The organism is Acetobacter senegalensis (genome assembly GCF_001499615.1).
Taxonomy (GTDB): domain Bacteria; phylum Pseudomonadota; class Alphaproteobacteria; order Acetobacterales; family Acetobacteraceae; genus Acetobacter; species Acetobacter senegalensis.
Window position 1 is genome coordinate 2,938,901 of record NZ_LN606600.1, and the last position, 12,393, is coordinate 2,951,293.

Consider the following 12,393-nt stretch of genomic DNA (forward strand, 5'->3'; position numbering starts at 1 on the left):
AACAGGAAAGATCAGACTTATTGCCAGTCATGAAGGGGCGTTTCAAAGATATAAATATCCTGAAGAGAGCCGTCCCATTCAAATGTGTCAGTGTAGTCGGCCTATTTCATTTTTTATACGATCTGGCAGTGAAGTGTTTCAGTCTGGGTGGGGAATGGTGAGAATTATGCCATTACAGGACTGATGCACCTTTTTCTAAAGTCCCTTTTTAAGAAAAACTCTTTTATAATCCGGTATTGACGGTGGGGGTGGCTTCACGATCCCCGATCAGGACAACCAGCAGGTTGGAGATCATGGCAGCACGCTGTTGGGGTTCCAGTTGGTGACCCATGCGGGCTTCAAGGTCTGCCAGCGCATCATCAATAATGGAGACAGCGCCCTGCGTGATGACGCGGCGGGCGGCGATAACGGCGCTGGCAGCCTGTTTGCGCAACATTGCACCAGCAATTTCCGGTGCATAGGCCAGATGAGAAATACGGGCTTCCACCACGTCTATGCCAACAGGCGCCATCCGTAATTGCAATTCCTGCAGGAGAATGCTGGCCAGAACATCGCTTCCGTCACGCAGGGTTATTGACGAAAGGGCGTCAGCAGGGGTGGGGACGCCAGTGCCAGTGCCAGTGCCAGTGCCAGTGCCAGTGCCAGTGCCAGTGCCAGTGCCAGTGCCAGTGCCAGTGCCAGTGCCAGTTGTCGGCTGGGCGTCCTGTTGTTCTGTTGGGTCATAGGGGTGGCGGCTGGCAAGCAGACGCAAGGCGGTCTCACTTTGGGCGGAGACATAAAGGCCGTAATTATCTACTTCCAGTGTGGCGCGTGCAGCCTGCGCCACCCGCCATATAATGACCGCACCAATTTCTACCGGATTCCCCACGGCATCATTGACCTTGAGGGGCCCTGTTTCCTGGGTTTTAAGCCGCAAGGAGAGTTTCTGGCGGGTATAAAACGGGTTTAGCCAGCAGAAACCAGCCTGCGTGAGTGTTCCCTTATATTTTCCAAACAGCAGGCAGACGGCGGCCTCGTTCGGCTGAAGAATGATCAGGCCTTTCAGTAGGAAAAAAGTCAGCAGAAAACAGGCAATGCCGACAACCGGCAGGGCGGGGGACAGTATCGGAGGGTGGCCTGCAAGGTAAAAAAGCCACGCACCGGCAAGAACAAGCACCAGACACGTTGCCAGCACAGGCCACGCGCTGATGGCGCGGAACGTGTATTCAGTAATGTGCCCGGAGCGGATAGAAGGCTCCCCCTCAGGCCGTGCAGTGTTGGGAGACTGTGGGGCTGAGGGCATGGCGCGCGTCCTTTATGAAGGGGGCGGGGAAGGAAAGATGCGGGCTCTGGCTTTAAGAATGAGTGTGCCCGTAGAGCTGGTTGGGATCAATTTCCGGTTTGGTCAGTTCTACCAGTCCATCCGGCTCAAATGCACGATAAAAACAGCTTCTGCGCCCCGTGTGGCACGCTACGCCAATCTGATTGACCAGAAGCAGAACGGCATCAGCATCACAATCCAGCCGGGCTTCATGCAGATGTTGCACCTGTCCGGATGTTTCGCCTTTGCGCCAGAGTTTTTTGCGGCTGCGGGAATAATAGCACACACGGCCCGTTTGCAGGGTTTCCCGCAGGGCGTCATGCGTCATCCATGCAATCATCAGCACTTCGCCCGTATCATGCTGCTGGGCAATGGCGGCGATCAGGCCGGATGCGTCAAAATTGACGGCCTCCAGCATGGAGTCAATTACGGCGGCGGAAGGGGCTGTGTAGGTCATGAAGGCTCAGGATTTTCAGAGGTGGAAGACGGTGTCTCAAGGGCTGCGGTGAGCCACGCTGGCGGACGAGGCACCAGTTTGTGGCCGTCACAAAGTAAGGTTTTTTCAAGGGCTGCTGTTTTGAGAAGGGCCAGGCCGACATGATCCTGAGAGGACCGTAATGTGCCAACCTCGACGTCATCGGCCAGAATTGGGGTGCCGGGCGCGGGGAGAGGAGCGGTGCTGGCAACAGGCACCAGCCGACGTTTGACCAGCGTGCGGTAATGCATGCGTGCGGTCACCTCCTGCCCCATATAGCAGCCTTTGGTCCAGGAAACCCCGCCCAGAAGATCCATGTTGGCTTCTGCCACCAGCGTGCGGCCCACTTCACAATCCTGCACGCCATCGGGCAGACCCAGAACCAGCCTGTGCAGGTTATAATCCTGTTCGGTTGCAGTCAGCGTGGTTTCTGGCGGGGCATCAAGCAGACGCCAGCCAGCGGCTTCTACACGGGGGTCTGCAAAGGTAATGGCGTTCTCCAGCAGGGCGGCTTCCGGGCGTTCTCCCCACGCAGCCAGCACGCGCATGCCTGTCGGCTCCAGTTGCACGTCAGACCGCAGGCGGAAACGCAATAGCTGTTTGCGCAGGGCTTCGGCCTGTTCCGTTGCGCAGTCCAGCAGCAGGCAGGTGTCATCGGGGTCTGCCACAATAAAGAAATCGGCCTGCCAGCGTCCCTGCGGCGTCAGGCAGGCGGACCATGCTGCCGTCCCGGGTGTGAGGGCGGCAATATCGGCTGTAACCAAGCCCTGTAGAAATTTCACACGGTCTGCGCCAGACAGCTTCAGAACGGTTCGGTTTTCAAGCAGGGCAACATGCGTGATGGGTGGCATGGCGTTTTCTCCCAGAAGCAGGACGATCTTCTTGAAATGAGGTTACTGGCTTAACGTTTCAAATACATCCCCGGCGGGGGCAAGGCCACGTATGTGTGTGCGGTGCCACAGGGCATAGAATAGCAGTGTCCATGCCGCATGGCCTGTCTTGCGGCCTCCGGCGGCTTGGAACAAGGCGCGTACACGGTCTGGTCGGGCAATTTCCTGAATGCAATCCTGTTGCGCCACCAACGTGCCCAGGCGCTCGCCTTCCTTGGCAATCCATGCGCCGATGGGAACGGTAAAGCCCTGTTTTGGTGCAAAGGGTCTGGCTGCGGGGCAATGCTGTTCAAGCCACCGGCGTAACAGCCATTTTCCTTTGTCCCCACGTACCCGCAGCGTATCAGGCAGCCGCCACGCAATATCCGCCACCACGGGGTCCAGCAGGGGCGTGCGGCCTTCCAGCCCGTGCGCCATAAGGCAGCGGTCCAGCTTTATCAGCAGATCATTGGGGAGCCATTCGGCGCAATCCACCGCTTGGGCCGCTGCAAGGCGAGAGGGGGCGGTAGAAGTATTGACTTCGGCAGCCATGATGCCATCGCGCCAGTCGGCCGGTTGGGTGCGCAGTACATTCAGCCCATCAAACATGCCACGACGCCACATGCGTCGTCCTCCACGCCACCATGGGCGGATGGCTGACCGGTATCGACCATACCCGCAGAACAGCTCATCCCCGCCTTCTCCCGAGAGGATGACGCGTACGTCTTCCGCTGCTTTACGGGCAAGGAACCATGTGGGGATAATGGCATAGTCGGCTACGGGATCATCCATGCAGGCTACAATGGCGGGCAGGTGGTCCCATACCATGGGCGCGGTAATCTGCACCGTTTCATGATCGGCCTGCACGCCGTGAGCCAGTTCTGCTGCGGCATCTGCTTCATCCGCTGCGTTGCTGGCTTCAAAAACGGCAGTCCATGTGCGGAGCTTTTCCGGGCGCGGCAGGCGCGCCATGGCGGTCAGCAGGCTGGCGCTGTCTATGCCACCGGAGAGGAACAGGCCAAAAGGCACATCAGAGCGTTCATGGGTCTGCACGCTGTTCATCAGGGCAGCATCAAGCCGATGAAGGGCGTCTTCTTCCCCAAGCGGGGGTTGATCTGGCTGTACGTCAGGCAGGGCTGAACAATGCTGGCGATCCAGAATACGACCTTGGACGACGCGTACCGTTTCACCGGGCATGACGCGATGAATGGTGTTGAAAATGGTTTCTCGCCCGGTGGTGAACTGAAGTTGCAGCAATTCATCTCGTGCGGATGTGCGCATTGTGCGGGGTGCAAGCCCTGCGGCCAGCAGCACACCGGGTTCTGATGCAAACGCCAGTCCGCCTTCAAATTCCGTGACATAAAGCGGCTTTATGCCGAATGGATCACGGGAGAGAAGGAGTTCTTCCTGTGCGCTGTCATAGAGGGCGATGGCATACATGCCCCGCAGCCCCCGAGCATAATCTGTTCCGTTGCGTTCCCATAAAAGCAGGGGGGATTCACAGTCACTGCCGGTTTTGAAATGGCTTTGCCCGATCTGGTGACGGATTTGGGGGTCGTTATAAATCTCGCCATTGGCAATAAGCGTACCCGTCCCTGCGGAAAGCGGCTGGTCTCCACCGGCCAGATCAATAATGGACAGGCGGGTATGAACCAGATCAGCATGCGGCAGGCGGGCAAAATGCGCACCGTCTGGCCCGCGATGCTTCAGGGCTGCGGCCATGCGGTCCAGCACATCCTGCGGCTTTGGGGATGTGCCGCGGGTATAGACCAGTCCGCCAATGCCGCACATCAGGGGGCCTCCACTGAGGAGAGAAACTGCTGCCAGGCGGTTAGAACCGGGCCTGTGGCGAATATCTGGTCATAATCCGCGCGCCCTGCAAGGGCCAGCCTGTGCGCGAGAGCGGGGTCTTCCAGAACCGTGCCAAGTTGGTGTGCAAGAGCTTGCGCATCTTCTACGGGAGCCAGCAGGCCGTTTTCTCCAGAACGGATCAATTCCGTAGGCCCCTGAGACGCCGCAGCCACAACCGGTTTAAGGGCGGAAAACCCTTCAATCACCACATTCCCCAGCGGTTCATGGCGGGAAGGGCAGACCAGCACGGAGCAGGCACGGATCAATCCTCCCGGTTGTGTGGCCCAGCCCGGCATCAGCACACGGTCGGCGACCCCTTCCTGTCGGGCAAGTGCTTCAAGCGCTTCGCGTTCCGGGCCTTCTCCGCAGATCACCAGCCATTGGCCGGGTAAATACCGCATGGCGCGGATCAGCACATCAAACGCCTTGTTCTTATGCAGGCGGCCAAGCGCCAGAATAAAAGGGGCATTGGGCGGCACGCCATCGGGACGGGCAGGGGCCGTATCGGCAAGGTCCGTGGCGAAATTGGGCAGATAATGCACACGGTTTTCCGGCCAGCCCTGTTCCTTCATCCACCGGACCAGACCATGCGTGTTGCCAATCAGATGGTCGCATCGGCGATAATAAGAAAGATCATAAAACCCGCCCAGCCGCCCGGCTAAAACCCAGTTTCCCTTTGGGGTGAAGCGGGCTGCACGGTTCATCCATGCAACCGTGACACGGGGTGCAAAGGCTGTAAGGGCCCGTTTCAGACGCCAGCGGGTGGTAAGATCCGCCATGCCGCCAAAGGTGAGTTCTGTCGGGGCAATACCGCCCGCCTGCATCCGCTGTGCGCGGGCTTTTTCCTGCCGGATAACGGGAAGCACGGATAGCCCCGAGGCCGCCTGTGCGATGCACAAACGTTCAAAAAACAGTTCAGCACCGCCTGTCGCCGCACCGGCCATCACATGCGCGACACGGAGGGGCGCGCTGGGGCCGGAGGAGGCAGGTAGAGGAGAGTGCGGCATGATCGGGCTCATAAATCTGTTTCCGCCAGCAGGCGCCTTGCGGCTTGTGCAACCGTGGGAACGCTCAGGCCCGCAATCGGCGCGTCGCCTTCTGGGCCCGGAGCAACCACCCATGCCGTATGTTTGCCGGAGGGTGCGTATTCTGACGCACGAGAGGGACCAAATAGCCCCAGTGTGGGAGTACCTGCCGCGGCGGCCAGATGCATGAGCCCGGAATCGTTGCCGATATACAGGCGGCAACGGGCCAACATGGCGGCAACCTGAGGCAGAGAGAAATGACCGCCTGCATCCACCGCATTGGGAAGGGCGTTCAGAACGGGTTCCGCAAGGGCGCGCTCCTGCGGGCCGGGACCATAGAAAATGACGGGTCGAGCCTGAGGCATGGTGGCGGAAAGGGCGTCCCATAACGGCAGGTAACGGTCTGTGGGCCAGATCTTTCCGGTCCAGTTGGCCGTTGGCCCCAATGCGATAAGTGGTCCGTCTGCCGGTAAGGTAGCCGTGGCAACAGCTTTGTCTGCTTCGCTCAGCCAGACGGTAGGTAAAGGGGGAGGGGTAAGTTCCAGCACCTTGGCCAGGTGGGTTACGCGTCGGCCGGGCCGACGACCGCCGCGCATGATCAGTCTTTTACGGCTACGGAGAAAAAGCGTGGTGGCAGAGCCGCGTAGATCAATGGTCAGATCCCATTTCTGCCCGATGCAGGCTTTCCATAAATCCAGCCAGTGCAGATCGTATTTGCGTTTGTCCATCACCAGCACTTTGTCGAGTCCCGGCAGGTTCTGAAACAGCCCGGCAGCGACAGGGCCACAGGCAATGGTAAAACGGGCATCAGGAATGGTGCGTATCAGATCTGCCAGCAGGCCAGTGGAGAGCACGGCATCGCCCAAGCGTGTGGCCGTGATGAAGAGAATACGCATTAGACCTCTGTTATACCGCCCTTTTGTTTTTTCCAAGGCACGGGAGAGGATGGGCGTGAGCCCGTGCTGCGTGAAGAGGGTCTGGACATTTATACAGCCTGTGCCATGAACCCGGCGTTGCAGCGGCCGCCTGATTTTTACCTTTGTGGTGTGTCAGGCAGGAGAGGTTGCTTATCACAGGGAATAAAAAGAATGAGGAAAGGTTTTTTTCTGGTTTGTGGCGTAGCCGTTATGGCGAGCCTGCCGACTGCGGGCGGTAAGGCGCAGGCCGCTACCACCGCCTGGACGGCATCAGCCTGCGGTGCTGAGCCCACCATGCCTTCCATGGATGTCTCCTCGGTCGAACATTATAACGCCAGCGTTGACAAAGCCACGGCCTACGAAAAAGCGGCCCGCGCCTATAACAGTTGTGTTGCACGTACTGCCAACAAGGAAGAAACAGCCATCAGCAATGAAGCGCGTGAAAAAATTGCGCACATTCATGAAGGCAGTGCTGCGGTGCAGAAGCGGATTGCAGCCAATTTCAGCCGCATGACGGCAACCCTCAAGACGGGAAGCAGCAAGTTCGGAGGGGCGTCTCACTAAATAAAGTGCCCGGCGGGAGGCATGCCGGCCGGGCAACGTCCTGTCCGGTATGGAGGAAAACGCACGCGGTGCACGCCTGTTAGGGGCTGTCTTTCCGGAGTGGTGCCTTGTATGATGCGTGCATGTAGGGCAGATATGCCCGTTACGCACTTATAGTTAGCCAGAACGGGAACGGGCCAGACGTGGCAGAAGATGTTTTCAAGGAAGTTGATGACGAACTGAAGGCAGAGCGCCTGCGGCAGGCCGCCCGTCGTTACGCGGGGCTGGGGCTTGGGGTGCTTGTGGTGGTTCTGGCAGGTGCGGGCGCCTGGTCCTGGCATCTTTCAAGCCAGAAATCAGCCTCTCTTGCCGCGACAGGCACTTATCTGACCGCACTGCGGCAGACGGATCATCTCCCTCCGGCTTCCGAAAATCTTACGCCTTTGGGTGAAACAGCACAGGCCGGTCTCGCCAGCCTGCAGAAGCTTGCAGCCTCCAGCCCTGATGGCATTGCCACGCTTGCGCGTTTGCAGGAAGGGGCCGTGCAGGCTGCTCACGGCGATATCAAGGCAGCGCTGGCGGCATGGGATGCCGTGCAGAATGACCAGAAGGCAGACCCGCTCCTGCGCCAGCTTGCCACGCTGTTGTGGTGCCAGAAACAGATTGATGCAGGTGACATTCCAAGCCTGCGCTCGCGCCTTTCCGTGCTGACGGGCAAAGACAAGGCATGGCATGGGCTGGCGACCGAAGCGCTCGCCACGCTGGATGTAAGGGAAGGGCATATGGATGATGCCCGTAAGAAATTTGCAGAACTGGCTGCGGCGGATGATGTGCCCTCTGGCGTAAGAAGCCGGGCGCAGGCAATGACCCAGGCACTGGATCCTTCGGCAGGGTGAGGCATTTCATGACCAAGACGCGCTTTTCTACCGTTGTGCGGGCCTCCCTGGCGCGCCGGAAACTTCTGGCTGGGGCGGCGCTTGCGCCAGCGCTGGCCGGATGCAGTCTGTTTGATGAGGACGAAAAGCCCATTCTGGCTGGCCACCGGACAGATGTGCTGTCCTCCGGTTCCGGTCTGGAAGTAGACAAGGAAGACCATACCTCCATCACCCTGCCAGATCCGATCACGGTTTCTGAATGGCCGCTGGTGGGGCGTGTGAGTTCCCATGTGGGCAGCAATTATAAGTGGGCCGGTCTGCGGGAGCGGTGGTCCAAATCCATCGGGGCCGGTATTTCGGAGCCGGACATGCTGGCATGGGCGGCGCTGGGCGGTTTTGGTCGCGGGTTGATCCAGTCTTCCCCTGTTATCCAGAATGGTCGCCTGTTCATTATGGATGCACAGGGCATTGTGCGGGCGTTCTCTTGGCCGCGCATGTCTCATCTTTGGACGGTTGACCCCAAGCCTAAAAAGATGCGCTCCAGCAATCTGGGCGGCGGCGTGGCTGTGGATGGAGACACGGTTTATATTGTCAGCGCCATTTCAGAAGCGCTGGCGGTCAATGCCTCAACCGGCAAGGTGAAGTGGCGGTCAGATATCGGCACTCCCGGTCGGTCCGCTCCTACGGTTGTTGATGGACGTGTCTTTTTTGGCACGATTGATGAACGCTTTTTTGCGCTGGATGCCGCTACAGGCCGCCAGCTTTGGTCCTACGGGGCCACGCAGGCAGATACAACGGTGTTCGGTCTGCCCGCGCCAGCCTATGCCAATGGCGTGGTGATTGGCGGCTTTGGCGGGGGAGACTTGGTGGCCTTCCGTGCTGAAACGGGTGAGGTTGTGTGGAGCGACATGCTTGGCAACGTAAGCAGCCAGGCCAGCACCCTGAACCTGACCTGTGTGCGCGGTCTGCCCGTGGTGGTGGACAGCACTGTCTATGCTGTCAGCATGGCGCAGGTTCTGGCCGCAGTGGACATTCGGACCGGGCGCCGCCTGTGGGAGCGTGCCGTTGCCAGCCAGAACAGCATTCTGTGCGTAGGGGACTGGCTGTTTGTGGTGTCTCTGGACGAACAGCTAACCTGTATTGATCGTCTTTCCGGCCATGTGCGCTGGATTACGCAGTTGCGTCGCTTCCGCCGTGTGGATGTGAGCAAAGATATCATAACGTGGATGGGTCCCGTTATGGCAGGGGGACAACTGGTTTGCATCAGTACCCTGCCCGGCAACGGAGTGGTGCGGGTTAATCCTGTAACCGGTGGCATTATCTCCGTTGATTCCTCTGATGCGGTTTCTTTCGTGCCGCCTATTGTTGTTGATGAGCAAATGTTGATTGTAACAAACGACGGAAAGCTGCGCTCTTATGGCTGATCGCCGTCGGCCCATGCGGCCTGTTGCGCCGCTTCCTTCCGGTGATCTACCGGTCGTGGCCATTGTTGGCCGCCCCAATGTTGGAAAATCCACTCTTTTCAATCGGCTGGTTGGACGGCGTCAGGCTCTGGTGGCAGATACCCCCGGCGTGACGCGGGACCGTAAGGAAGGTCTGGCCATTCTACGCGGGCGGCATGTCCGCCTGATTGATACCGCCGGGTTGGAAGAAGCCGCGCCGGATACCCTGTTTGGCCGCATGCGCTCGTCATCCGAAGGTGCGATGGTGAACGCGGCGCTGGTGCTGTTCTGTGTGGACGCCCGTGCCGGTATTACCCCGGCAGATGAACATTTTGCCCAATGGGTGCGCCGTCAGGGTCGTCCGGTGTTGCTGGTGGCCAACAAGGCCGAAGGGCGGTCCGGCGCTGCCTCCGCCATGGAAGCCTATGCACTTGGGTTGGGTGAACCGGTTGCAGTTTCTGCCGAGCATGGGGAAGGTCTTGCTGACCTCATGTCTGAAATTGTGGAGCATCTGCCCCCGGAACCAGAGCCGGAAGAGCCAGAATTTCCGGAAGAAGACTTTGCCGTTGATGGCGTCGATCTTCCAGAAGGCGAGGACGTTCCTGAGGTCGGCCCCAAAGGCCCCATGCGTCTTGCCATTGTTGGTCGCCCCAACGCGGGGAAATCTACCCTGATGAACGCCCTTCTGGGTGAAGAGCGGATGATTACCGGCCCAGAACCGGGGCTGACCCGCGATTCGGTTGCTGTTACGCTTTATGATGATGGTGACGAGTTCGAGGTTGTGGACACCGCCGGTCTGCGCCGTAAGGCGCGGATTGATGAGGCGCTGGAAAAAATGTCCGTCTCAGCTTCCATCGAAGCGCTGAAGATGGCGGAAGTCGCTGTGCTGGTGCTTGATGCCACGCTGGGTGTGCATGAGCAGGATTTGCAGATTGCCCGCCTGATTGAGCGGGAAGGCCGGGCGTGCGTTCTGGCCCTCAATAAATGGGACATGGTGGAAGACCGGGTTGGCACCCGCAAAGCCATTCTGGATCGGCTGAGCATTTCTCTGGCGCAGATGCGCGGTGTGCCGGTGGTAACGTTCTCTGCCCTGACCGGGGCAGGTTTGCGTCGTCTGCTTCCTGCTGTTCGAGATGCGTGGACGGTATGGAACGCGCGGGTGCCAACAGGGGAACTCAACCGTTGGTTTGAAGCAGTGCTTGAACGCCATACTCCGCCGTTGGTGGAAGGCCGTCGCCTGAAGCTGCGTTATATGACGCAGGTGAAGTCCCGTCCGCCCACGTTTGTTATTTTCGGCACCCGAGCGGAATTGCTGCCGGAAGATTACAAGCGGTATCTGGTCAATGGGCTGCGTGAAACGTTTGATCTGCCAGGCGTGCCTATTCGCTTACAGTTGCGTGGCACAAAAAACCCTTATGCCGATCGCTGAGATATCGGTTTTCTGGTATTGGTCATTGTAAAGAAATGCTTTCTTCTTTCGAGAAGGAAGCATTTTTTATTTTGGGCAGGATTTTACAATAGCCCAATCTGGCGATTTGTATCTCAGTGAACAATCCATGAAAGCGGCAGGCAGATCAGCAGGCCGAGTATCGCGATCAGGGTTTCTATAACCGTCCAACTGCGCAGGGTCTGGCTGAGATTCATGCCCAGATATTCTTTTATCTGCCAGAATCCGGCATCGTTCATCAGACTCAGCCCGACTGACCCGGCACCTGTTACCAGCACCAGCAGTTCTGGTGACACCGTGGGGGAAGACGCCAGAATGGGGCCAACAATGCCTGACGCTGTGGTGGTGGCCACCGTGGCGGACCCAGTGGCAATGCGGACCAGAAGCGCGAGCAGCCATGCCAGCACCAGCAGCGGAACATGCGCCCCCAGAGCCATGTCTGTAATGGAATGGGAGAGGCCACTGTCAATCAGCTCCCTGCCAAATCCGCCGCCCGCGCCAATCAGCAGCATGATGGTTGCTGTGGGGGCCAGACATTCGTTGGAAAAGCGCAGAATGGTCTCGCGCGAGAGACCGCTGACACTACCGAGCAGCCAGAAGGACATCAGGGTCGCGACCAGCAGGGCGATATCTGTATTTCCCAGAAAATGCAGCAGCCGATACTGCCATGCGGCCGGAGGATAGATCATTTCCGCCACCGCGCCACCGAGCATGAGGATAACAGGCATCAGCAACGTAAGGCAGGACAGGACAAAAGAAGGACGTTTCTGCGGGGAAGACGCGCGCGTGAACTGGGCGGCCAGAGGTGTGGGCTCAATCTCTCCCAAACGGGGAACAATGTAATAGGCGTAAAGAGGTCCGGCAATTGCGGCGATGGGTGTGCCCACCAGTATCCCCCAGAACAATGTGCGCGCGGTGTGAGCATGATAGGCGGAAATGGCCAGAAGTGTTGCGGGGTGAGGCGGCACCATGGCGTGCGTAACCGAGAGTGCTGCCGCCATCGGAAACGCCAGCATGGTCAATGGCAGGCTGTTCTGGCGGGACAGCACAACAGCAAGCGGAATCAGCAGCACAAACCCGACTTCATAAAACACAGGCAGACCAACCAGCAGGCCGATCACCATCATGGCCCAGTTCAGCCGCCTTTTGCCCGCAACGCGGGAAATGGTGAGCGCAATCTGATCAGCGCCTCCCGTTTCAGCCAGAATCTTCCCCAACATGGTGCCAAGGGCCATGACCCCCGCAACATGCCCGAGCACATGGCCCATGCCCGCCTCAAACGATGCCACGGCTTTCTCGGCCGGCATACCGGCGACCAGCGCCAGCCCAACCGAAACGATCAACAGCGTGATGAACGGGTTGAGGCGCACCCATCCAATCAGGAAAACCAAAGTCAGAATGGCGGCGGCTGTCAGAACCGTAGCGAGAAGAGGCGTCATGATCGGAGGATGGAGCGAGGTGGCTGGGTGATGTCAACTCCTTCCTTGCTGGCAAACTGTTTCAGCGTGCCGCATTCCGTGAAAAACTTTGGGCACAAGGATGTGAGAACAGGGAGAATGCCCCATCGCGTAAAACAGGCCATGTTATATCAAGTGGATTGCACGTTTTCGTGTGGAGCGACGCACATGCGCACCGCAACGCACCATACG

The 12,393-nt window shown here is 58.8% G+C and carries 11 protein-coding genes; 4 read left to right on the forward strand and 7 right to left on the reverse strand.

The features are described from left to right. Window positions 1-223: 223 nt before the first annotated feature. Genes ASN_RS13690 through ASN_RS13715 form a run of 6 tightly spaced genes read right to left on the reverse strand, consistent with a single transcriptional unit; the run spans window position 224 to window position 6,416 of the window. Window positions 224-1,282 carry an SPFH domain-containing protein gene (locus tag ASN_RS13690; RefSeq protein ID WP_058988501.1) on the reverse strand — a complete coding sequence of 353 codons (1,059 nt, stop codon included), beginning with the start codon at window positions 1,280-1,282 and terminating at the stop codon, window positions 224-226. 52 nt (window positions 1,283-1,334) lie between these two features. Beyond that, window positions 1,335-1,757 (reverse strand): phosphoribosyl-AMP cyclohydrolase, encoded by a 423-nt coding sequence (gene hisI, locus ASN_RS13695; protein ID WP_058988502.1) that lies wholly within the window; start codon window positions 1,755-1,757, stop codon window positions 1,335-1,337. Further along, window positions 1,754-2,626, reverse strand: coding sequence for a CAF17-like 4Fe-4S cluster assembly/insertion protein YgfZ (gene ygfZ, locus ASN_RS13700; RefSeq protein ID WP_058988503.1), 873 nt, complete (start codon window positions 2,624-2,626; stop codon window positions 1,754-1,756). The genes hisI and ygfZ overlap by 4 nt, the downstream gene beginning before the upstream one ends. Before the next feature lie 42 nt (window positions 2,627-2,668). Next, window positions 2,669-4,435 (reverse strand): asparagine synthase (glutamine-hydrolyzing), encoded by a 1,767-nt coding sequence (gene asnB / locus ASN_RS13705; protein WP_058988504.1) that lies wholly within the window; start codon window positions 4,433-4,435, stop codon window positions 2,669-2,671. Further along, a complete protein-coding gene (locus ASN_RS13710) occupies window positions 4,435-5,514 on the reverse strand; it encodes a glycosyltransferase (RefSeq protein ID WP_082666694.1) in 1,080 nt (359 codons plus the stop codon). Before ASN_RS13710 ends, asnB begins: the two co-directional genes overlap by 1 nt. Further along, window positions 5,511-6,416 (reverse strand): glycosyltransferase family 9 protein, encoded by a 906-nt coding sequence (locus ASN_RS13715; protein WP_058988505.1) that lies wholly within the window; start codon window positions 6,414-6,416, stop codon window positions 5,511-5,513. The genes ASN_RS13710 and ASN_RS13715 overlap by 4 nt, the downstream gene beginning before the upstream one ends. Before the next feature lie 192 nt (window positions 6,417-6,608). Between ASN_RS13715 and ASN_RS13720 the strand changes: the two genes are divergently transcribed. From ASN_RS13720 to der, 4 genes are all read left to right on the forward strand, one after another. Further along, entirely contained in the window at window positions 6,609-7,001 is a 393-nt protein-coding gene (locus tag ASN_RS13720) for a hypothetical protein (protein ID WP_039905359.1), read from the forward strand. 182 nt (window positions 7,002-7,183) lie between these two features. After that, complete coding sequence (locus ASN_RS13725) at window positions 7,184-7,876, forward strand: tetratricopeptide repeat protein (protein ID WP_058988506.1); 693 nt, start codon at window positions 7,184-7,186, stop codon at window positions 7,874-7,876. Window positions 7,877-7,884: 8 nt separating this feature from the next. After that, window positions 7,885-9,279: a PQQ-like beta-propeller repeat protein gene (locus tag ASN_RS13730; protein WP_050942394.1), complete on the forward strand. Its 1,395-nt coding sequence runs from the start codon at window positions 7,885-7,887 to the stop codon at window positions 9,277-9,279. Next, on the forward strand, window positions 9,272-10,726 hold the full coding sequence (gene der, locus ASN_RS13735; RefSeq protein ID WP_082666695.1) for a ribosome biogenesis GTPase Der: 1,455 nt from the start codon (window positions 9,272-9,274) through the stop codon (window positions 10,724-10,726). Before ASN_RS13730 ends, der begins: the two co-directional genes overlap by 8 nt. Window positions 10,727-10,839: 113 nt before the next feature. On the opposite strand, the gene ASN_RS13740 is transcribed toward der, so the two are convergent. Continuing rightward, window positions 10,840-12,183 carry a GntT/GntP/DsdX family permease gene (locus tag ASN_RS13740; protein WP_058988507.1) on the reverse strand — a complete coding sequence of 448 codons (1,344 nt, stop codon included), beginning with the start codon at window positions 12,181-12,183 and terminating at the stop codon, window positions 10,840-10,842. Between the last annotated feature and the right edge of the window lie 210 nt (window positions 12,184-12,393).